The organism is Mesorhizobium sp. WSM4311 (genome assembly GCF_002295115.1).
In the GTDB taxonomy this organism is placed as follows: domain Bacteria; phylum Pseudomonadota; class Alphaproteobacteria; order Rhizobiales; family Rhizobiaceae; genus Mesorhizobium.
This window is the reverse complement of the sequence record NZ_NSFV01000013.1, coordinates 75,039-96,989: the sequence shown is the minus strand read 5'-3', so window position 1 is coordinate 96,989 and position 21,951 is coordinate 75,039. Positions and strand designations below refer to the sequence as shown.

The 21,951-nt window shown below is 58.8% G+C and carries 18 protein-coding genes and 4 pseudogenes; 9 read left to right on the top strand and 13 right to left on the bottom strand.

Annotated features, from left to right (window positions below):
- Window positions 1-54 precede the first annotated feature (54 nt).
- Window positions 55-1,986, bottom strand: coding sequence for a potassium transporter Kup (locus tag CK226_RS27385; RefSeq protein ID WP_063169287.1), 1,932 nt, complete (start codon window positions 1,984-1,986; stop codon window positions 55-57).
- Between the two features lie 975 nt (window positions 1,987-2,961).
- Here CK226_RS27385 and CK226_RS27380 point away from each other — a divergent pair.
- The 5 genes and pseudogenes from CK226_RS27380 (at window position 2,962) to CK226_RS35140 (ending at window position 9,385) form a co-directional block, all read left to right on the top strand.
- Complete coding sequence (locus CK226_RS27380) at window positions 2,962-3,240, top strand: AlpA family phage regulatory protein (RefSeq protein WP_063169289.1); 279 nt, start codon at window positions 2,962-2,964, stop codon at window positions 3,238-3,240.
- The gene (locus CK226_RS27375; RefSeq protein WP_063169290.1) at window positions 3,237-3,869 is read left to right on the top strand and encodes a hypothetical protein; all 633 of its coding nucleotides are present in this window, start codon (window positions 3,237-3,239) and stop codon (window positions 3,867-3,869) included. Before CK226_RS27380 ends, CK226_RS27375 begins: the two co-directional genes overlap by 4 nt.
- A gap of 702 nt (window positions 3,870-4,571) precedes the next feature.
- On the top strand, window positions 4,572-8,105 hold the full coding sequence (locus tag CK226_RS27365; RefSeq protein WP_082826570.1) for an autotransporter domain-containing protein: 3,534 nt from the start codon (window positions 4,572-4,574) through the stop codon (window positions 8,103-8,105).
- Window positions 8,106-8,348: 243 nt separating this feature from the next.
- Window positions 8,349-9,032 (top strand): annotated as a pseudogene (locus CK226_RS35765) (integrase); the annotation flags it as partial.
- 116 nt (window positions 9,033-9,148) lie between these two features.
- A complete protein-coding gene (locus CK226_RS35140) occupies window positions 9,149-9,385 on the top strand; it encodes a hypothetical protein (RefSeq protein WP_063169293.1) in 237 nt (78 codons plus the stop codon).
- Window positions 9,386-9,546: 161 nt separating this feature from the next.
- Here CK226_RS35140 and CK226_RS27350 read toward each other — a convergent pair.
- A pseudogene (locus tag CK226_RS27350) lies at window positions 9,547-9,747 on the bottom strand (SMC-Scp complex subunit ScpB); the annotation flags it as partial.
- A 93-nt stretch (window positions 9,748-9,840) separates the two neighbouring features.
- A complete protein-coding gene (locus CK226_RS27345; RefSeq protein ID WP_095769041.1) occupies window positions 9,841-10,101 on the bottom strand; it encodes a hypothetical protein in 261 nt (86 codons plus the stop codon).
- A 217-nt stretch (window positions 10,102-10,318) separates the two neighbouring features.
- On the opposite strand from CK226_RS27345, the gene CK226_RS27340 reads away from it, so the two are divergent.
- A complete protein-coding gene (locus CK226_RS27340; protein WP_082826571.1) occupies window positions 10,319-12,481 on the top strand; it encodes a prolyl oligopeptidase family serine peptidase in 2,163 nt (720 codons plus the stop codon).
- Between the two features lie 38 nt (window positions 12,482-12,519).
- Window positions 12,520-13,218 carry an OmpW family protein gene (locus CK226_RS27335; RefSeq protein WP_063169295.1) on the top strand — a complete coding sequence of 233 codons (699 nt, stop codon included), beginning with the start codon at window positions 12,520-12,522 and terminating at the stop codon, window positions 13,216-13,218.
- 307 nt (window positions 13,219-13,525) lie between these two features.
- On the opposite strand, the gene CK226_RS27330 is transcribed toward CK226_RS27335, so the two are convergent.
- The 9 genes and pseudogenes from CK226_RS27330 to CK226_RS27295 all read right to left on the bottom strand — a co-directional run bounded on the left by CK226_RS27330 (window position 13,526) and on the right by CK226_RS27295 (window position 20,356).
- Entirely contained in the window at window positions 13,526-13,726 is a 201-nt protein-coding gene (locus tag CK226_RS27330) for a hypothetical protein (protein WP_244514237.1), read from the bottom strand.
- 144 nt (window positions 13,727-13,870) lie between these two features.
- Window positions 13,871-14,530 (bottom strand): hypothetical protein, encoded by a 660-nt coding sequence (locus CK226_RS35760; protein ID WP_063169296.1) that lies wholly within the window; start codon window positions 14,528-14,530, stop codon window positions 13,871-13,873.
- Between the two features lie 101 nt (window positions 14,531-14,631).
- Window positions 14,632-15,287: pseudogene (locus CK226_RS27320) on the bottom strand (IS630 family transposase); the annotation flags it as partial.
- Window positions 15,288-15,355: 68 nt separating this feature from the next.
- Window positions 15,356-15,590 (bottom strand): annotated as a pseudogene (locus tag CK226_RS27315) (aldehyde dehydrogenase family protein); the annotation flags it as partial.
- A gap of 308 nt (window positions 15,591-15,898) precedes the next feature.
- Window positions 15,899-16,111 carry a hypothetical protein gene (locus CK226_RS36075; RefSeq protein ID WP_280951485.1) on the bottom strand — a complete coding sequence of 71 codons (213 nt, stop codon included), beginning with the start codon at window positions 16,109-16,111 and terminating at the stop codon, window positions 15,899-15,901.
- Window positions 16,108-16,335, bottom strand: coding sequence for an aminotransferase class III-fold pyridoxal phosphate-dependent enzyme (locus CK226_RS36070; RefSeq protein WP_263485461.1), 228 nt, complete (start codon window positions 16,333-16,335; stop codon window positions 16,108-16,110). The genes CK226_RS36075 and CK226_RS36070 overlap by 4 nt, the downstream gene beginning before the upstream one ends.
- A gap of 221 nt (window positions 16,336-16,556) precedes the next feature.
- Window positions 16,557-18,539 carry an argininosuccinate synthase-related protein gene (locus tag CK226_RS27305; protein ID WP_063169298.1) on the bottom strand — a complete coding sequence of 661 codons (1,983 nt, stop codon included), beginning with the start codon at window positions 18,537-18,539 and terminating at the stop codon, window positions 16,557-16,559.
- Window positions 18,536-19,480, bottom strand: coding sequence for a DMT family transporter (locus tag CK226_RS27300; RefSeq protein ID WP_082826572.1), 945 nt, complete (start codon window positions 19,478-19,480; stop codon window positions 18,536-18,538). Before CK226_RS27300 ends, CK226_RS27305 begins: the two co-directional genes overlap by 4 nt.
- A gap of 657 nt (window positions 19,481-20,137) precedes the next feature.
- Entirely contained in the window at window positions 20,138-20,356 is a 219-nt protein-coding gene (locus CK226_RS27295) for a helix-turn-helix transcriptional regulator (RefSeq protein WP_029354714.1), read from the bottom strand.
- Between the two features lie 109 nt (window positions 20,357-20,465).
- On the opposite strand from CK226_RS27295, the gene CK226_RS27290 reads away from it, so the two are divergent.
- The gene (locus CK226_RS27290) at window positions 20,466-20,732 is read left to right on the top strand and encodes a DUF2285 domain-containing protein (RefSeq protein ID WP_063169299.1); all 267 of its coding nucleotides are present in this window, start codon (window positions 20,466-20,468) and stop codon (window positions 20,730-20,732) included.
- A 438-nt stretch (window positions 20,733-21,170) separates the two neighbouring features.
- On the opposite strand, the gene CK226_RS27285 is transcribed toward CK226_RS27290, so the two are convergent.
- Entirely contained in the window at window positions 21,171-21,404 is a 234-nt protein-coding gene (locus CK226_RS27285) for a helix-turn-helix transcriptional regulator (protein ID WP_082826573.1), read from the bottom strand.
- Window positions 21,405-21,519: 115 nt separating this feature from the next.
- Between CK226_RS27285 and CK226_RS27280 the strand changes: the two genes are divergently transcribed.
- Window positions 21,520-21,801 (top strand): DUF2285 domain-containing protein, encoded by a 282-nt coding sequence (locus tag CK226_RS27280; protein ID WP_063169301.1) that lies wholly within the window; start codon window positions 21,520-21,522, stop codon window positions 21,799-21,801.
- The last annotated feature ends 150 nt before the right edge of the window (window positions 21,802-21,951 follow it).

Here is a 21,951-nt window from a genome sequence, read left to right as displayed (position 1 = left end):
TCAGGCATTCACCGGCTCGCGAAATGCCAATTGATTCTGCTTAACCGGGCATACCTAAACGGCCACTTGCGTTCCGATCTCGACCACACGTCCGGTCGGGATCTGGAAATACTCCGTCGCGTCGGCGGCCGTGCGCGCCAAGCCGATGAACAGCTTGTCCTGCCACACCGGCATGCCGGAGTTGGGTGACGCCTTGAGCGAGCGACGCGACAGGAAGAAGGACGTCGTCATGATGTCGAACTTCCAACCCTGCTTGCGGCAGATCGCCAGCGCACGCGGGATGTTAGGCTGTTCCATGTAGCCGAAGGTCAGTGTCACCCGCATGAACAGCTCATTGATCGTTTCCATCTTGATCCGCTCGCTGTCGGGCACCACGGGCTGCTGCGCCGTCACCACAGAGAGGATGACGTTCTGTTCGTGCAGCGCCTTGTAGTGCTTCAGGCTGTGCATCAACGCGGTCGGCGCACTGGCGGGATCGCTGGTCAGGAACACGGCCGTACCGGACACCAGCTGCGGTTTCTTCTTCAACAGATTGCCCGCAAGGAAATCGAGCGGAATCTGGTTCCTGCGCGTCTTGTCAAATAGATACCTGCTGCCTCTTATCCAAGTCCACATGGTCATCACGATCACTGCGGCAATGGCAAGCGAGGCCCAGCCGCCTTCGAATACCTTGACGATGTTAGCTGCAAAGAAGCCGGTATCGATGAAGACGAACACCGCCATTAAGGCTATCGCGACGCCGAGCGGCCATTTCCAGATGCGCGTCATCACAACAAAAAGCAGTATGTTCGTCACCAGCATATTGCCGGTCACCGAAATACCGTAGGCCGAGGCCAGCCGGCTGGATTCGCCGAAGCCGACCACCAGCAGCATCACCACCAGCGCCAGCATCAGGTTGATGCGCGGCAGATAGATCTGGCCCGACTGTTTTTCCGACGTGTGCTGGATGACGAAACGCGGCAGCATGTTGAGCTGTACCGCTTGCCTGGTCAGCGAAAAGGCGCCGGAGATCACCGCCTGGCAGGCGATCACGGTCGCCGCCGTGGCAAGCACGACCATCGGAATAAGCGTCCAGCCCTGGTTCATCTCGAAGAACGGATGACCGACAACGCCGCCATTTGCCAGCACGAAGGCGCCTTGCCCGACATAATTGAGCAACAGACAAGGGAACACGATCGCCAGCCAGGCGAGCACGATCGGCTTGCGGCCGAAATGGCCGAGGTCGGCGTAGAGCGCCTCGGCTCCGGTGACGGCGAGGAAGACTGCACCAACCGTAACGAAGGCGACGTCAGGCGAGTTGACCAGGAACGACACGATGTAATGCGGGCTGATTGCCAGCAGGATTTCCGGGTCGTCCATGATGTGGTTGAGCCCGGAAAGGCCGATGGCCAGGAACCACAGCGCGGTAACGGGTCCGAACACCAATCCTACGCCGCCGGTGCCAAACCGCTGTACCGCAAACACGATCGCCAGGATGGCCAGTGTCAGCGGCACCACATAGGGCTGGAACGTCGGCGTGACGACATTCATACCTTCGACCGCCGACAGTACCGAGATTGCCGGCGTAATGACGGCGTCGCCAAAAAAAAGCGCCGCGCCGACGATGCCGATGCCGATGCCGATGCCGAGGATCACCGCAGAGCAGGTCGGGAAACTGTTGCGCGCCAGCGCCATAAGCGACAGCACTCCGCCCTCGCCTCGATTGTCGGCGCGGAGCACGAACATGATGTATTTGATCGTCACGGTGATCGTCAGGGACCAGATGATCAGCGAGAGTACGCCGAGGATGTCGCCACGGCTGGCGACGTTGCCACCCGCTGATGCATGCAACGCCTCGCGAAATGCATAGATCGGGCTGGTGCCTATATCGCCATAAACGACACCTAGTGCGCCCAACATCAGCGCCTTGGTGCTGTGCTGCTCGACCTCAGAATGGCTCGATTGTTCGACAGGTTCTGCCTCGTTACCAGCATTGGTAAGGGCCATGGACGACACTCCGATAAGCGCGCGGTGCTCTACGCTTGCTGCACTGCAATATCAAGTTCCGTCACGTAATGTCTGCCGTCTCGCCTGTCGTTGCTCGCCTTGGTAGACTCGCCAGCCCGCAGCCCTACCGAGCAGCAATAGCGCCCCGGCAGAACCCTCAATCGCCCAGATCAATGAATGGTTATCGCCCACAGTGCCCCCCCGCGATGCGGCCGATGGCGACCAGGGTGTCGTGGGCGCACAAGGATGGCGCTTTCCTGATGACGCCGTGCTCCAGGTGTGATCGCACCGTTGCTGCGCAAGCCATTTACTTGCTCGTCCCAGCGAGGACCGTGGCCAACTGGAACGCAGGGCCACGCCGCTCACCGGCCGCACTTTGCGGCGCAGATAACGATTCGATCTCCGCGGCGAGATTCTGGTTGAAGAAGCCACCAAGCTTGTCGAAGGACACACGGTCGTAATATCGACATGCCAGTATCCGCAACCCAGAAAAGCTCCTTGGGCTCCGCTGCGCGCGCCACGAACAACCCGATCTTCTCTGCGAAGAGGACGCCGTAATCCTTCAGGTTGAAGCCAAACCGGGGGGCGGCCGTGACGTATGGGCGAAGGGCTAGGAGGCGGGTTCGGTGAGGAACGGCATTGATGTCCACGCCGTCTCCTGGAAAGACAGAGGAATGCGGTGTCACCGACTGGCGCCGGAGGTTGATCCGGTGATTAGGAGGAGCACTCGTTGTCGGATTCTCGACGATGTCGGACATCTGACACAACGCTGCCAGAGCGATCACGTTGTTCCGAAACGATTTTCCCAGTTGGCACGACAATTGCGGTCCTATGCGCAAAAGCACTGCGATGCCGCACCGACTGGAAGAACTCATCAATGATCACGCTTTTCGAACATGTGGGCGCCGCTACCAACACTAAGCGTTCCCGATCAAACGGAAGCCTCTATCCCTTCTTTCTGAAGGCTGTCCGGACATGAACGCATTTGATGTCCGTCCAACGCTGGATGCTCCCGACGACGATCTCTATCTTTGGCTTGAAGATGTGGAAGGCGAGCGGGCACTTGCCTGGGCCGCCGGCCAGTCGGCAAAGACCCTGAAGCACTTCAGTGGAACGCAGTTCGAGCGCGACCGCGCGACTCTGAAGGCAGGCCTGTTCCCTAAGCGGCGTCGCATCTCCCCCGGCCGAGTCGCATGGCTTGAATCCGATATCAGGGCTTGGATGGAAACTAGATCTGAGAGCCGCACCGCATGAATGTAGCCTCCCAATATCTTCTCCCGTCTGTGGCGCATCACGAAGCCGGGCACGCGGTGGCCGCCATCGTTTTGCACCGTCAGATGTTCGACGACGACCGTGAACTCCCTGCTTTCTCAAGTGTTAGTATTTACCCCGACGCCGGTGACGGAGAGTGCGGTGGTTTTGTCGAAGGCACGGTTTTCTATTCAGCGCAAGGATTCACCTCGGAGCTAAAGCCGATTTTCGAGAACGATATGGATCGACATTTCCAACGCGATGAAGCGATCCAAGAGATAGTTGCGTGTCTGGCAGGTCCTTTTGCAGAATCCGCATTCGAAGGCTATCTGGACCCGCGCGATATGGCGATGAATGCGTCCGATGGGAATGAGGGGAGCAGCGACTACGCGGATGCCAAGCGAATCTATGGTGAGTTGCGGTTCCTGATGCCGCGCCGCCCCCGTTGGAGGCGGATCGAAGATCGCACGGCCCGGCTAGTACTCGATCACTGGTCAGCCATCGAAGCATTGGCCGCGCATTTGCTGGTCAAGCATGATCTCCAATTCGATGAGGCTCTGACGATTGTTGCGCCGCATCTTCCGCCCATGCCAGCAGCTACGCCGCCAGAGCGTCATCCGCAGCCTGCTTGATCAGCCATTCGATGTGATTTGACCACATCTGCAACACCTCGCGCTTCTCCTTGACGTTGCTATAGAGATCGTAGATTTCGCCAATGTCTCCGGTGCGGGCTCACAGCCCGTCCATATAGCCGCCAGTCTGCTGCCTTCGAGTGGCCCATGTTGGCCGCGGCCAGGAAGTGGCGACGATTGAAAGGACAAAATCAGTTGCCGAAACTCATCGCAGGTGACGGTCTGGTGGCAATTTGGGCACATCTTGTGTCTCGTCGCCAGTAAACACGGATGCCCGGCAGGAGCTGAGCTCGCTGCCGGCGGAAATCGTAGAGCGCCAGCGACGCATTCTGATCTTTCGTCAGGCAGTCGACCGCCTTGGCATACGCCTCGGCCTCCATCTCGATCGACCTGAACCGGTATCTTGTGCGCCATCCGGACGATCTGGGAAAGCTTGGCCGGGCCGGCGCCTTCCCAGGCGCACGGGAAGCGCGACGACCCATGTGGACCTTGGATTTCACTCCGCACTTACGCTGCTTTGGCCTTGTCAGCAGCCTGAGCATAAAGCGTGCTCAGCTTTCAGGCCGAGCACTCATCCATTGTTGACAGCACCTGTCGTCATTCAGGATCGCCCCATTCTCGCAGGCCGCTTGCAGCTTTCAGGCTGTTGTCAGCCAGGGCCGCCATAAAGGGTCTCGTTAAACAATTCAGGAGGCCGTTCCAATGAACAATCAGTTTGCGAGACTTTTTCGAGGACCAGGTATGCAGGCTTGTTTCAGGACAAAGAACTTTCTGGCGGCAACCACCGCGATGACGACGGTATTCCTGCCGGCTGTGTCTCTCGGGGTGGGTCTGGTAGCATTTCCAACTGGAGAAGCGTTGGCCGACGACCCGATTTCGATCCCGCTGGAGTATGTCGGGGAAGGCCATGACCGCCTGGGCATCTGGGCCAAGATCAACAATGGCAACGCGCAGCGATACGTATTCGACACGGGCTCGGACCAGCTCAACACGCAGATCGGGTCAGAGGTGACCGGGGTCCGCCCGATTGCCGACACGCCTTACGTATATACGTACGGGGACGGAACGTATGGTAATAAGCTTCAGAACGTGGAAATTGATAAATTTACATATGTCGATCCAGATCAAAAGATAACAATCGACGGGCCGTCTGTAAGCGATAAGAAATACCGGGCTGCTCGCATTCTCGATTTTGTCTATACCCATGCGTATTGCAAGGACAACAATCTTAAGTGCACGCCGGGATCCGTGACGGATGGACTTAAAGATATGTATGGTCAGGATCTCCAAGAACCTTATCACGCCGATAAGGAGCAGCGGGCGAAAATGACCGCTGGCAAGATGGCAGACGAAGGCGGCGATTTCGCAGGTACATTCGGGGCCGGCGATTTTCTTGGCAAGACAAGTGTCTGGGGCATGATGGGCAGTGTCACCAGGTCTGGCTACGTGGTCTCCGCCAATGTGAATCCGGATTCCGAGAGCGACCAAACGCCTGGCTGTTCCCCCTGCACGATTGTCAACCTCAATCCAAGCCTCCGGGCCCAATATACTAATGCCATGCCATGGGGAGAACCCGAGGAAAAAGATCAGGATTCTTATCAGAATTTTCCTGGCTCTGGCGCCAATGCCTCGACCGAATACGAAGGCAGCTACAATCTGCAGTACACGGTTAAGGATGGAGCCCCACCAATCACCGACCCCAACAAGACCGCGGTATTGCTCGACACCGGCACACCGGGCGGTGGCAGTCTGGAGATCAGTGATGCGATGCTGAAGCAATTTCAGGATGCGGGCGTCAAACTTAAAAATGTTCGGAGAAATGAGCAACGCGAGATCGTAAGCGCATCGGGCAACATCCCGAGCGTTACAATCGCAGGAACGGATGGCGATCCGGTAAGGCTGGACAATATCGACTTCACCTACACCAGCGGCACGACGGAACAACCCAATGACCAGACCAGTTTTGTTGCCGGTCTTGACTTCTTCAAAAACAGATCGGTCATTTTCGATCTGGAGAAGAAGTATACCGCTTATACGTCACATTTCGTCACTGCCAGCAACTTCTCTACCGATTCATCCGCACCCGAAGGGACCGGTCTGAGCAGGATCACGACGAGCATGGGGAATGAGGGCGGGTTCGGCATAGCGGGTGTCGTCTCCGGCTCCGGATCGCTGACGCTTGATACAAAGACGGTGGTCCGGATGACGAATGTCAACACCTACACCGGCGAGACGAATATTGCTCAGGATGCCTATCTCTCGCTTGCGGGGCTCGGCAACATCCAACGGTCAGCGAAAGTCGTTGCAGACGGCACGTTCGATATCTCCGAACATGGAAATGGCAGCGACTATTGGGGAATCTCCGACGCCTACAACGATGCCCGTATTCGTAGCCTGAGTGGCAGCGGAACGGTCGAACTGGGCAAGCGTACCCTGGTGCTAACGGATTCGAACGACACGTTCGCCGGCAGCATCAACGACCTCGACGTTGATAACAATAATATGGGCGGCAAACTATTCGTTGCCGGTGGCGTGCAAACGCTGAGCGGAAAGAACAATTTTTCCGGCATGACGACGGTCGGTTCCGGCGCGGGATTGCTGCTTGCCGATACAGGTGTGCTTTCCCATGATGCGACCACGTCCGGCTTTCTCGGGAATGACGGGCAGATCGGGGGCACGGCTATCGCAAACAGCGGCGGTGTCGTCGCAGGCGGCGGCACCTACGGTGCGGTCACCATTTCCGAGGGCGGCACGGTCGCTCCTGGCAGTGCGACCGATCCGAGCAGGATCGTCACCACACTGACTGTCACGGGCGATTTCGCGCAGCAGTCCGGATCGATCTATCAGGTCGACCTCGCAAGGTCGTCCGATCTCATCGATGTTGGCGGAGCAGCGGCGATCGACAGCGGCGCGCAGATCGAGCTGCTGCGGCAGGGAACGCTATCGGTCGATGCCCGATATACTCTGCTCTCCGCAGCAGGCGGCGTAAGCGGCACCTATGGCGGGCTGACGGGGGCTCTGGCGACAGACGCGACGCCCTTCGTCGATTTCCAGCTCGTCTACGATGCCAACAATGTCTATCTCGATATCAGCCGCACATCGACGGCGTTTGCCGATGTAGCCAGCACCTTCAATCAACGCTCGGTCGCCGCAGCGGCTCAGGCGCTTGGAAGCGGTAATCCGATCCAGGACAACATCCTGTTCCTGACGGCGCCGGAAGCCCGCAACGCTTTCGATATGCTATCAGGCGAGGTTCATGCTTCCATTCATAGCGGCCTCATCGAGGACAGTCATTCTGTACGCGATGCCGCGAGCGAACGGATCCGTGCGGCGTTCGACGGCGTCGGTGCCTCCAGCGTTCCGGTGATGACTTATGGGCTGGGTGGTCTGGAACTGGCCCCGGCAACGAGTGAGAATTTCGCCGTATGGGGCCGTGGCTTCGGCGCCTGGGGTCATCTCGACAGCGACGGCAATGCCGCCGGTCTCGATCACTCGACAGGCGGCTTTCTGGCTGGCGGTGACGCGGCTGTCGGCGAAAGCTGGCGGCTCGGCCTCATCAGCGGCTACAGCCATACCTCCTTGGAGGCGGACGATCGCGCGTCGTCGGGCTCGAGCGAGAATTACCATCTCGGTCTTTTTGCCGGCACGCAGAACGGCAATCTCGGTTTTCGTTCCGGCCTTGCCTATACCTGGCACAGCATCGAGACCGGCAGGTCCGTGGTCTTTCCAGGCTTCGCCGACAGCCTTTCGGCCGATTACGACGCCGGCACGTTCCAGGCCTTTGGCGAGCTCGGCTACCGTATCAATACGGCTTCGGCTTCCTTCGAGCCCTACGCTAATCTCGCTTATGTGAATTTTGACGCCGATGGCTTCACCGAGAATGGCGGCGCAGCCGCCTTGTCGAGCGGGGATCGCTCGAGCGACACGGCGTTTACCACGCTAGGTCTGCGTGCGTCGACGGTACTGACCCTCGGCACCGTGACTGCTACCGCGCGCGGCGGTCTTGGCTGGCGCCACGCCTTCGGCGACGTCAGGCCGGATACCGCTCTTGCCTTTGCTGGCGGTTCCTCCTTCGCCATCAAGGGCGTGCCGATCGCAAAGAACGCAGCTCTGCTCGAAGCTGGGCTTGACGTAAACATCACCGAGAACGCGACGTTCGGCATCGCCTATCAGGGACAGATCGCCTCGGATGCCCAGACACACGGGTTCAGCGCCAAGCTCGGCGTCCGTTTCTAAATCACCCGCAAAAGAGATTGGTTATGAAGTCAGTGAGTGCATTTTCTTTTACCGTCGTTCTCGGCTCAGCGACGGTGATGTCTGTGTCCGCCGCGCGAACGGACGATGCCTGCTACAACAAGGCACAAAGCCTATGATGACGCAATGTTCAATCGACGACCTGAAGCCAGTCGATGGCGAGCTTGACAAGCTCTACAAGGAGATGGAGACCCGGCTCAAAGAGTCCCGGCGCATGTCCAGGAACTGGTCGAGACCGCGAGGGGCTACAACGCCACCTCGGAGAACACGCGCGACGCCTACCCCAAGGATTGGCGGCATTTTTCCTCCTGGTGCCGGCGCGCTGGCTTCGATCCCCTGCCTCCGGGCTCGAAGGTGATCAGGCTCAATATCAGCGCCTGTGCCTCGGGCACCGCCGCCGGCGATCCGAAGCGTGGCGCCCCTGCCCTTTAGTTTGCGACCATCGAGCGGCGGCTTTCCGGCCTCGCCTGGAACTTTACCCAGCGCGGCCGGCCGTTGGACCGCGCGGAGCGGCATATCTATAAGGTTCTTGCCGGCATTCGCCGCAAGCACGCAAAGCCACCGCGGCAGAAAGAGGCGGTCCTGGCGACGATCTGCTGGCGATGATCGCCACGCTCGGCCACGACCTCAGGGCCTGCGCGACCGCGCTATTTTGCTCCTGGGCTGTGGCGGCGGCCTGCGGCGCTCCGAGATCGTCGGTCTCGACGTCATGCGCGACGACAACAGCGATGGCGCCAGCTGGATCGAGATTTTTGACGGCAAGGGCTGCTGGTCACCCTGCGCGGCAAGACCGGCTGGCGCGAGGTCGAGGTCGGCCGCGGCTCCAGCGACCACACCTACCCCGTAGTCGCGCTCGAGAGCTGGATCCGCTTTGGCCGCATCGCACGTGGACCCCTGTTCCGCCGCATCTTGTCGATCAGGTCGATATAATACGAAAAAGCCGCCGCCATTCGGGACGGGCGTCGGCTATCATGTCCAGCCATTATGCGGCGAGCGGATAGCTTTCGCCGGACCAGGCAGAGAACTTGGCGGCAAAAGCCTTCATCTCGTCGACCGCGAATGTGGTGCGCGGTTGCGAACTCGACTTGCTGGGCGAGAGGGACCTCGCCGAGAAAGGCGCTGACATGAGCGGGATGCTGCTTGGCCAAATCGAGATCCGCAAAGCAATCGGCCAGCGCCGCGTCGTCCAGCTGTACGCTGCAGGGCGCGTTCACGTCGTCAAGACGGATGCCAAATGCTTGCTCATAATGGCCGCAAGGTAATCGTTTCGGGTCGGAGACACAAGTTGCCGCCTCCTTCGCCGTAGAGTGGCCCGATACAATCACGATCGATATTGCCACCTCTTATCGATAGTGATCGCATAGTTCCCTGATTCGACTCTCAACCGCTCATATCAAGCGATTACTTCCATGTATCTGCTGCGCTAGCCCGTCCTGGCCTTGGAGTGTCGCTCCTCACCTCCTCCACCACTCACCAGCCCGATGGGAGTATCGCCCGCCAGCAGCTTCTCCTTGCTGAGCAGCGCGGCAACCTCAATCGCCTCGAAATCGGGCAAATCCCGCAGTGTGTCGAGGCCGAAGTGCAACAGGAAGGTCTTGGTCGTGACGTAGGTGTAAGGCGTGCCAAATTCAGCGGGCAGGCAGACGTTGACCCACAACAATCAAGGGGACGGTGCAGGCCAAGATTGCGGCAGGGCTTGGGCCCCCCACCCTTCTCCTCAGAACTCCGCTGCTTCCAGCTGGCGGCTGAAACTCACAGGCGCAGCCAGCTTGGTCTCTAACAGCATCGATCGCATCATGGTGTCTGCCATGAATCCGTGTGCGTGAAGCGCTCCAGAGCGAAGATGTTGGGCGTCAACCAGGTTCACTCCAATGAGCTTCACTTCTCGAGTTCTGCACAGTGTCCACGACTGGCGCCGGAGGTTGATCCGGTGATTAGGAGGAGCACTCGTTGTCGGATTCTCGACGATGTCGGACATGTGACACAACGCTTCCAGAGCGATCGCATTGTTCCGAAACGATTTTCCCAGTTGGCACGAAGGTTGCGGCCCTATGCGCAAAAGCACTGCGATGCCGCACCGACTGGAAGAACTCATCAATGATCACGCTTTTCGAACATGTGGGCGCCGCTACCGACACTGAGCGTTCCCGAGCCGACGGAAGCCTCTATCCCTTCTTTCTGAAGGCTGTCCGGACATGAACGCATTTGATGTCCGTCCAACGCTTGATGCTCCCGACGACGATCCCTATGTCTGGCTTGAAGATGTAGAGGGCGAGCGGGCACTTGCCTGGGCCGCCGGCCAATCGGCAAGGACTCTGAAGCACTTCGGTGGAACGCAGTTCGAGCGCGACCGCGCGGCTCTGACAGCCATTTTCGACAATCGCGACAATCTTCCCCTGATCGCGCGCCGTAGTCAGTACCTCTACAATTACTGGCGAGATGACGGTAATCCACGCGGACTGTGGCGCCGGACCACCCTTGCCGCCTACATGAAGGCGGATCCCCAATGGGAGCTACTGCTCGATCTGGATGCTCTCGCGGCTAGCGACGGAGAGGACTGGATCTGGGACGGCGCGTCCATCGAGCCGGAGAGACGGGAAAGAGCCGTTCTGCGCCTGTCGCGCGGCGGCAGCGACGCGGTCGTGCATCGCGAATTCGACCTGATTTCTCTGAGCTTTGTCGCCGACGGCTTCAACCTCCCCGAGGCCAAAGGCTACGTTAATTGGCTGGACCCTGACACGCTTCTGCTTTCCAGTGCGCTTGGTAATGGCATGGCCACCCGCTCCGGCTATGCGCGCACAGTTCGACTGTGGAAGCGTGACGCGGATCCCCTCACCACGCCGGCAATCTTCGAGGCCGGGTTCGAAAGCTTCCAAGTGTCTGGTCATTCGGACCGCACCGGCCGCAGCGAGCGCCTTTGGTTCATCGAGCAGCCGGCCTTCTTCGAGAAGATCAGCTGGATCGGCGATAGGAGCGGGCCGAGGAGGCAGATCGATCTTCCTCGCGACGCGTCGTGGCGGGTCTTCGGCGACTGGCTGGCGGTAAGGCCGCGCAAGCCCTGGACGGTGGGAGGCACCACCCATCCCGCCGACGCGCTGATCGTCATCTCGCTTTCCACTTTCCTCGCCGGCGGACGCCGTTTTGAGACCCTGTTTCAACCAGGGGAAAGGCGCTCCATGCAGTCATTCTTCTGGAATGACGGGAAGCTCATTATCTCTTACCTCGTCAATCTCGCACCGCGTTTCGAGATGTTCACTCCCGGCCACCAGGAATGGACGCGCCGAGTCCTGAACACCCTGCCCGCCGAAGGTACTGTCGACGTCTGGTCATTCGATGCGGCAGTTCACGAGACCAATGGAGAGGTCCTGATCTGTGCTCAGGATCCGATCACGCCGCCGCAGCTCTTGCTGTTCGATCTGAATGCCGCGCCGTCTCTCAGCGCTTCAGCAATCCTGAAGCGCAGCCCGGAGAATTTCGATGCATCCGGACTGGTGGTCACGCGCCACGAGGCAGTCTCTATCGATCATGAGCTGATCCCCTATACGCAGGTTGGTCCGGCGAACGGGAACGGAGATGCTCCGATTCACCTTTCCGCTTATGGCGGGTTCGGCGTATCATTCCTGCCCTACTACAACTCCCCGCTGGGCAAGCTGTGGCTCGAGCGCGGTGGCACGTGTGTCGAGGCGAACATCCGCGGCGGCGGCGAGTTCGGCACCCGCTGGCACGAAGCCGGGCGCAGGGAGGGCAAGCGTCTCGCCCACGACGATTTCGCCGCCGTTGCCTCCGACCTCGTGCGAAGGGGCATCACCCTGCCGAGGCGGATTGCCGCCGAGGGTGGCTCAAATGGCGGCCTGCTGATCGCAAACATGCTGACCCGCTATCCTGAGCATTTCGGGGCTCTGTTCTGCACAGCACCGCTTATCGACATGCGTCGCTACACCAAGCTCTTGGCGGGCGCGAGCTGGATCGACGAATATGGCGATCCGGACAAGGTTCACGATTGGGCTTTCCTGAAGGAAATCTCCGCCTATCACGCCGCAGCGCCGGGACAGCCCTATCCGCCTATCCTGATCGCCACCACGAAACGCGACGACCGCGTCCATCCGGGCCATGCGCGCAAGATGGCCGCAAAACTGCAGGCTCTTGGCTATCCCGCTTACTTCTACGAGGCCAGCGCAGGCGGGCACGGCTGCGGCGAGGACAATCGGGAGCAAGCCGCATTCATCAGTCTAGGCACCAATTTTCTCCGCAGCGCAATCGGCTTCAACGATCACCCTCCGGAGACGGCGGAACGCGTTGCAACGCAAGAGGGGCATTTGAGGTCCATCAACAATTCATTCGAGCAGGAGACGAAATAGTGCAGTGCATCCTTTCTGAACATCAAGGAGTGAATCTCATGGCGAGAACGCGAATGGGCGTAGCGCGGGCAACAGCAGCGGCGGTGGCCCTGATCATGGTGGGACAGCAGGCCGTCGCCGCGGAGCCTGCGCAAGCAGAGACCGTCCTGGCGGAGACGGGAGCCTCGGTCACCGAAGCGCCAATCCCTTGGCAGGTCCGCCTGCGGGCGTTGGGCGTCGTTACGAAAGATCTGGGCTACGTTGATACGCTTCCCGGCTCCGGTCTTTCGTATTCGGACACGGTGACGCCGGAACTCGATATCTCGTATTTCTTCACCGACAACATCGCCGCCGAACTCATACTCGGTACCACTTATGCCAACATCGCGGGCCAAGGGACGATCGGAGGGTTGGGCAACATCGGCAAAGTTTGGCTGCTGCCGCCGACACTCACGTTGCAGTACCATTTTACCGATCTCGGCGCGTTCAAGCCTTATGTCGGCGCCGGCGTGAACTACACGATCTTCTACAACCAGGACACTGGCAGCGCTGATGCTCTCAAGGTGAAGAACACGTTCGGCACGGCGCTGCAGGTCGGATTCGACTACATGGTGGACCAGCACTGGGGCCTCAACTTCGACGTGAAGAAGCTTTTCCTGAAGCCGGACTTCGACGTCACGGTGACCGGCGCGAAGCTGACGGGGAAGGCGGAGCTCGATCCCTGGCTGATAGGCGCAGGTGTCACCTACCGCTTTTGAATATCAGAGTGAAGTCTGCTTCCCGACTGCCGGTTTAAATGAAGGGCGCCTCGCGCGCCCTTTTTTACGGTCGACACTGCAGCGCAAGACCTCATGAAGCTATTGTCGGGCGGGGTTCTCTTCCGGCGGACCAAGAAGATGCACTGGCCAACCGGCCTTGCGCCTGAGGTGGAGTGCTTAGAAGCGCTTTGGATCGGGACGGGCTTTGGTATTGTGGGTGGAATGCTTCAGCCAGACCATTTGCCAGCATCGTCTCCCGGACGTCATGTGTGAGCTTCTTTGTCAGCGCAAGGCGAACACGGATCTCCTAGCAGGCCGTTGAAGAAGTGTCCCGTTTGGCCTTGAGGATTGCCTCGTCGCCGTTGTGATAGAAGGTGATGTCGATGGAGCCGTCGTCGAGCAGTTCAGCATGGCCGTCGCCTGTGACCTCGTCCATTTCGTCGAATCCGACCCATGTGAAGAAGACCGTCGACGGGCCGTAGCCGAGTTCGAGGGTTAGATGAGCCAAACGCCAGTGGGGCGTCCTGGGGACGACGCGCGCGAGATTCTGGTCGTGGTGGCCAGCCCAATACGATGTGAGAAGTTGCTGCCGGTGCGGGTACCGGAGGTCGCCGATAGTGACAGCCGATGTTCGACAGCGGCAAGGACATGCTCAGCCGTCAACGCGCCGAGGGCTTGGCCGGGAATGGTGGTGATGGAACCAATCCAGAAAGCGGCGGCTGCCCAGGAGAACGCCTTCGCGGGACTTTGACTCCAGTCCGCACACCCTGCTCAGATAGTCCGAAAAAGAGGTCAGAAGCGGAGCATCCGGATTATTATCTACACTGGGAACAGAAGCATGGAAGCGTTCTGGAGCCACTCGCCGCGCGTTTACCAGTGCCGACACTGCTCCAAGCTGACTATCTGCCATGACCACCTGCCGAACGTAGTCCGTTGATGCCACCGGTACCCTTCGCGGTCTGCTCCAGCGGGAAGATCGGGTCTGATCGACCCTGCTGACCTGTGCGGCGGCCTCTCTCGCTAGGGCGTCCCCCTTCCTGTCGTCCTCCTCCGCCGCTTTCGGCTGCTTTCGGCCCGCCGCCCTCGCCAAGGCGTCGTAGTCGGTAAGCGCGTCCTCCGTCTCCTTTAGGGGCTTCATCGCGTGACTAGAGTTTAGCGCGTGTTTGTAGGCGGCGGACCGAATGGTCGTCGAAATGCCACTCAGCGCCACCGCAAGATGCCCTAGGGCTTCCGCCTCATGATCTGACAGCGGCACGTCACGATTAGAGCCGATTGCCCTGCCTTCTTCCAGTTTCACAATGTTTGTAGTCATTTCCTGCTCCATCGCGTTGACTGAGATACGATGGAGACGGAAGTGGAGAACAAATTTTTACAAGCAACTAAGATGATATTCTCGTCAACGGGACAATAGTGGACGTTGAGGGCGGCGAACAGGGTGGTGGTGCCGTTGCGCTTGTAGTCGTGCCTCATCGTACCGAGCCGCCCCTTCTTCATCGGCAGGCCGGGTGGGTGCGGTCGAGCGCCGGATCTGGCTCTTTTCATCGACCGACAGAACGATGGCATGGGCCGGCGCATCGAGATAGAGGCCGACGACGGCGCGCAACTTGTCGACGAACTTCGGATCATTGGAGAGCTTGAACCTGGCGCCAGCGGTGGGGTGCGAGACCATGCGCCTTCCAGATGCGCCTGACGGCGCTGGCGCTGATTGCGGCGGCTTGCGCCATCATGTCGGCGGTCCAGTGGGTCCTCTCGCCCGGCGGATCGGCAAGCGTCAGTGCCACGACGCGCTCGCCGACATCGGGACCGAGCGGCGGAATGCGCCACTGTCGCGTCTTGTCGCGCAGCAGCCCGTCACAGCCTTCCGCGGCAAAGCGCTCCTGCCAGCGCCAGACGTCGGTCTTCGACTTGCCGATGCGGCGCATGACCTCGCCGGTGCCGACGCCGTCGGCGGGCAAAAGCACTATCTCGGCGCGCCAGACATGCTTTTGCGGGGCGTTGCGATCCCTGATCAGCGCCGTCAGACGGACGCGATCGGCCGACGAAACGGTGAACGATCTTCCTGTGCGCATGCGCCAGACTCGCACGCGCAGGCCAGAAAGGGAATCTCTGATTGGACTCCTATGTCAGGCGGGAACCACTAGACGCCGAGACCGCCGATGCAGACATGTTTGGTGTCGAGATAATCCACGATGCCCTGGAGGCCGCCTTCCTTGCCGAGGCCCGATTCCTTGACGCCGCGGAACGGCACCTCCGGCGTGGTGATCAGGCCTTCATTGACGCCGGTACTTCAGTCCTTCCATCACGCGGAAGGCGCGACCGAGATCGCCGGTGTAGAAGTAGGCCGCGAGGCCGAACTCGGTGTCGTTGGCGAGCGGCGTGCCCGACCTGAGACATGGGTGACGTTTTGTACCGGACACGGATGAAGTGCACCCCTCGGGTGAGCGTTTGCTCGATAATATCCACTGAAGTGAAGCAGTCGGTCTTAATGCTGGAACTCATGCCACCCGACCGACCCGGGAATTCGCAGCAGCGGCGCCGTCGAGTGCAGAACGAATGCCGTCAACCAAGGGGTCGATCTCGCTTTCGGTGATTATATAGGGCGGACAGATTCCAAGCACTTCTCCCATATTGCGGATCATGACGCCGTGCTCGCGGCACCGCCGCTCGACATCGCCGATCCTCAGCTCGGGCGCGAAGACGCGACGGGCGCACGATCCTCGACGATCTGAACCCCCGCGATGAAGCCGCGGCCGCGGGCTTCACCGACAAGCGGATGGTCGCCGAGCGCGTCCGCGAGGGCTCCATGCAAGTGATCGCCGAGACGACGCGCCTGGGTCACGAAATCGATCTCGCTGTAGATCCTGATCGCCTCGGCGGCGACGGCCGCTATCACCGGATGACCGGAGTAGGTGAAACCGTGACCGAACACGCCGACCTTGTGGGCCTCGTCAGCGGCGCATTGATAAATCTTGTCGAGATAATGACGCCGCCAATGGGCAGGTGACCGGATGAAAGCCCCCCGGCGATCGAGAGCATGTCCGGTTCCATCCCAAATGTCTGGCTACCAAACCAGTTCCCGGTGCCTCCGAAGCCGCAGACCACCTCGTCGGACAGCATGAGGATAATTTCTCACTTTCTTGCGAAGATCGGGGGTGTCCACGGTCATTCGTATTACGCGAGATCCGCGAGGCCAAAAACCATCATACCAGAGAGGCGAAACTGCTATCTAGGTGTTTAGATGCAAGAAATTAATCCTGCATTGTTCCCGCACCAGGAACACCCGAGAGGATACCAAGCAGTATTGAACCTTGTTGAAAATGCTCTCGGCGCGCTGGGCGTTATAATTTCTCGAAGGCGATCACAAGGACGTCGCGATAAGCGTACGGCATTTTCAGGTTTTCGGCCACAATCGACGATACATCGTGAAAGGTTTCGCGGTCGTTGCAGATCACAAAATCATTCGGGGAGTTCATTTCGACCTCGCCGAGGAACTCCTTTGAGGCGTCGGTGATCATGCTCATGCCGCCGGTGACGTTGACCCGCCCAATCATATAGCAAGCAATGAAGTCCACCCCGTCCTGGTGAAGGCCCTCGGGTGCCGGTTTGCCATTTACACCATCGCGCGCGACAATCCGGTAGGGATGGATCTTGATATTCCAACGATCATGTCGGGCGGCTTCACATAGAATTCTGCAGAAACCTGTCAGAATCTTTTCTAAGACGGGATGGTCTATAAAGGAGTTTTCAAGGGGCTCGAAGTGGCGCTTGAAGCCGCCATTCAGATGATTGACACTTTTTGATTGTTCGTAGGGGGCGTGGGGTAGGAGCCTAAAGATTCCGTCAGTCGCGTCATATTCAAAAGCGCTATAGCGCCGGTAACGATATGTTCCGCCGTCACGCATGTATTCATCGAGAAGAAGTCGATTCCAATGGTCAGCAAAGTTCTTCCAGGCTGCATCAATTTCGATGCCAAAGCAGGCTTCGGCGCGCTCGCCTTTTGAAAACCACCATCCATTTGTCACCAGACCGTCAGTGCATTGTTGACTGAGGTTGGCCGGCGCCTGGGGTGCGTTGTTTTCCACGGGTGTCTCCCTTTTGGTGACTTGGCGAGGACGGAACGCTTTGGACAACGCTATGTGGGTTGCGGCTTGGTATTCCCAAAGGTCGCGGTCCCTAATGTATCTCGGCGTCCTGGCTCGGATCGACCGAGGTAAAAAGCGTGTGTGATCGACTATGTAGCTGACGCTCCCGCTAACGCCCTCGAGGGCGGATGCAATGGCCCGTTCGCACATCTGGTGAATAGTACTGCCCCATGCACCTGAAACCGCCTCTTGGGACCAGGCTTGCTCAAGCCCTTGCTTCAAAACGATTGATGCCACGTCAAGAGAAGCGGTTTCGAGGTGACGCAGCGCGTCGAAGATAATGGCCGCGGCAGGGGCCTCGCGGACTTCGAGAACCTTTTGGCCGGTTGTGATGTGTTCAAGCCCGACAAAGCGGCCGTGCCCGAATTTGCCGACCGTGTTATTCAGGAACGGGATTGCGTCGACCAATGCAACATCACGGTCATCAATTGACACGAGACTTCCGTCTGCAAACCCGAGTTTGATCTCTACCGGCTGCTCTGCGGGAATGTGGCGCGTCCAAGCAAATGCCTCCTCGGGGATGGAAAAGTTCTCGGGATCTTCCAAAGGCCCCGACTCGAATTCCCGACACCAGAGGTTTTCGTCCGCGCTCCACGTGCGGTCCGCCACAAAAGTCGCTCCACACTTGGACAGGTCGGAGGTCTTCTGTTGTCGGGATATCACAGAGCATTCATACGGACTGCCGAAGTTGCCGGAAAATCCTGAGCGCTTAATGCTATTGTTAAGGCGCGGAAGACTGTTTTGAGAAAGGTTTGCTGTATGAAGAACCAGCCGTGAGTTGATTGACCTAGCATGATTAACAACCAAAGATGCGATTATGGGACGGCTCAACGAACTGCTCAACGGATAGATGCCAAGGTACTTGGCGTGGGCTCGAATGGCTGATTTCACGCCTTGTTCGACAAAGGCATCCCGCCCTTCGAGGCAGACAAAGCGCGCGCCGAACATGGCTGCCGTCCGTTCCAACAAAGGCTGATCGATGCGCGTTCCGACATCCGCTGCGACAGCTTCAATGTTCGCAAAGCCAAGGCTTTGCAGCTTGTAGAGAAGATAGGTGCTGTCGAGACCGCCGCTGAACATGGTTGCAACTGGTGCGGTTCGGTCCGGAAAAGCCTCCAGATCTTCAAAACTCGAAATGCCGCCGATGGCGGGTTTGGTGGAAGCCAAGATGGGGTTCATTTGGATGTCCTGCTCTCAAACCAGATGCCAGCAAACGTCGCAGCGAGGACGAGGCCTGCGCCTATCAAGCTCGGTACTGTCAAAGGCTCATTCAGAAGAAGGTGCGCTAGAACGAAACCAAAAAAAGGTTCTGTTCCCATCAAGAAGCCAACCCGTGTCGGTGTGGATTTTCTCACTGCGGCATTTTGAATGTAGAATGCAGCGAGGGTGCAGAAGAGTGCAAGGAAGGCAACAGCGCCCCAAAACTGAAGGGTGGCCCTCACAACAAGGCCTGAAATTCCGAACTGAGCGACGGCCAAAACGAAAGTAAGTGTTGCCACCGTCGATCCTTGGATGGCCGTCAGGGCTGCAGATGAAATCTGCCGGCCGGCCAGAAGGCGTTTGGTGGAAACGACCATAACCGCTCGCAGAATCGCGGCCCCCAAGACAAGCGCGTCACCCGGGCTGAACCTGCTGATCCCGCCAGTGAGAATGCCGACACCGATGCACGCTATGGCAGCACTTGCCAAAATGCCCGTAGGTGGAAGTCGCCGTGATAGCCCATAGTCGATGCTCGGCGTGAAAATCACACAAAGCGATATGATCAAGGCCGTGTTCATTGCGCTTGTCGATGCAACGCCGTAAGTTTCAGCAATAAAGATGCAAAAAAGTATTGTTCCCAATGCGAAGCCGCGGATGAAATCGCCCCAGGAGACCAATGCGATCTCATGTCTTGCAGCCACTGCCGTAATGATCGTAGTAATCAGGAAGCGATAAAGAACAAGTATCGAAACCGGCGCGTAGAACAGTGCGCCTTTCCCGACCGGATAGCTCGCCCCCCAAACGAATGCGACTCCCAGCAAGGCTAGATCCACCGAGAAAGATGGCGTCCGTGTTTTCCTGACAGGTATTGGAGAACTTTCGAAAACGTCCACCTTCAAAGTTTCCTTTGTGTTAGCCATCCACCCCTGCTGCGAGGGTCAAACAGATCAGGTCGTTCAGCCTCTTGGGCGATCCGTGCCGCGGCGTACTTGTTTTTGGTAACGCAAGTGCCGTGCCGATTCGGAAAACCATTGCTAGACAACAACCTGGTCGCCTTGATAGTTCGGCGGTTCATGTCCATTGTTGTCAGAATGCCGACAATGACTTCAACTGCAGGGATCCTACCGGCAGGGCCTCAAGGCGAACACGCGGCTCCAAGATGCCGACACGATGGCTGGTTCAGCCATGCTTCGACAGTTGCCTGTTTTTTCAGTTCCTTTGCTGTTCGTGCGCTAACCGCAACGCTCCATACTAGTCTCGCGTGGCTGTCCCCGTGGGGTGGGCGGCAGAAAGCGATTAGGCCCGCTGAAAGAGGCGAACCGCATCCGAAGGATCGTAACCAAGAGAAGGACCTGAAGCGAGAGCGAAGGTTGCGGGAGGCCGCGGCGGGCCTAAAAGGCAATGCCGACCGCCCCAGGAAAGGCTGACAAAAACCGCAGCGGCCGACTGTCCAATAGGGTGCGCCGGGCCAGGGCGAGCCAAATGGCAGGGGCTGCCGGGGGACCCTAAGAAAAGCCTGGGTTCACGAGCACCCGGCGCGCGCCATCAGGCGGCCAGCTACTTGGAGGGCGGGTGTATCATGCCTGTTTGTCGGGCCGAACCAGATCCATGTGGCTGACGCCGAGGGCCAATGCCAGTTCATAGATCGTGATAATTGTCGGATTTCTTCGGCCTTTCTCCAAGCCGCTGATGTACTGCTGACTGAACCCGGAAATCTCCGCAAGCTGCTCCTGCGTCAGGCGCTTCCTTTGCCTGATCCTCTGCACATTCCGTCCGACCAACTTGCGCATATCCATGCACGCAAGCCAGCGGATCAGGCGGCTTGAGTTTATCAACTATAATATGTAATCCACATTTAGCAGGCACAGGGCTTCGCGGGTCCATTGGCCGGAGATAGAATTAGCGATGTTGCAGCCCAGATCGAACACGCCGTTCGCCGACGAGGTCCCCTGGTCGGACCGCATTACAGCCTACGACAAGGACCACTTTACAACCTATATGAGGCTCCTGGACGCCTCGGCCGACAACGCCACTGAAGAGGAAATGGCCAAAGTGATCCTCGGCATTGATCCGGCACGCGAACCTGAGCGCGCACGCAACGTTCTTCGCAGTCATCTCGACCGTGCAAACTGGGTGGTGACGAGCGGCTACAAGGATTTGTTCGCCAGTTGACGAAATGGGCGGTGCGGTCGCTTCGCTTCAAGCAACGAAGTCGCGCAACCGCCATGCATCGACGTATCACCACAGCGCGGATGGCCCAGCGCTTCGCTGTCTCATCATTTTGTCCTCCGCTCGCCAATGGCTGCTTCCCAGGAATGGGTGCGGCGGCGAATCATGACAGGAACGGGTCCGCCGTCTGAGCCGCACCGCATCCGAAGGGCCGGATGGACAACCTACTGAAAGCTCACAGCTGGCTAAGGGTTGCGGGACGCCGCGGCGGGCCTAGAAGGATGCGGCGCCACCTGCTGAGAAAGGCACAAAACAGAGCGAATTGCGAGAGTCTAACGACGCGCTAGGAGGCGCAGCGGAATGGTCGAGACGCCAGAGCCAAGAAAATCGGGGCTCGACCCACCGGCACACGGCACGCGCGGTGATGGGCGCGGGCGCCCACTACGTGCGCAGGCTCAACAGAATCTCACACGGATCAGCATCGAGGGCCGCAGTTACGTCGAGAAACTCAATGACATCGAGACGCCGTTCGCCACCCTCATATTTCGCCACGAAAGATTGCGGACGACCAAGCTTCTCAGCCACCTGCGCCTGCGTCAGCCCTTTGACATTGCGCAGTGAGATCAACTGGGCCAGAAACCGCTGGTGGCGGGGAGATCGAAGAGATTTGGGCATTTAGGTGAACCGGCAGGTAGAGACCGGCTCAGCGACTAATCCCCGTTTCGGATTATCCCATTTTGGGATATTCTGCCTTGGATCCAGCGATCAACATGCGAGGTTCGCGGCAGACATGAATCAATCAACGGGAACAGATAGGACTCAAAGCTCAACACTGCTCGACGAAGTCCCTTGGTCTGACCGTCTTACCGCCTACGACAGGGCGCACTTTACCATCTATATGAGGCTCCTGGACGCCTCAGCCGATGAGGCGCCCGAAGAGGAAATGGCCCAACTGATCCTCGGCATTGATCCGGCACTTGAACCGGAGCGCGCCAGGAAGGCGCTTCGTAGTCATCTCGACCGTGCGAACTGGATGGTGACGAGCGGCTACAAGGAATTGTTCGCCAGCTGACAAATTCGCAGTGCTCGGTCATAGAAGCGTTCCTGTGCCATTGGTCAGGCTGATCGGGGCCTGCACCACAGACGCGCCGGCAAAATGGACCCGGTGGCGAGCACAATTCAGTTCCCAGGAAATCGGGGTTTGGCAACTGTCCGAGCGTCT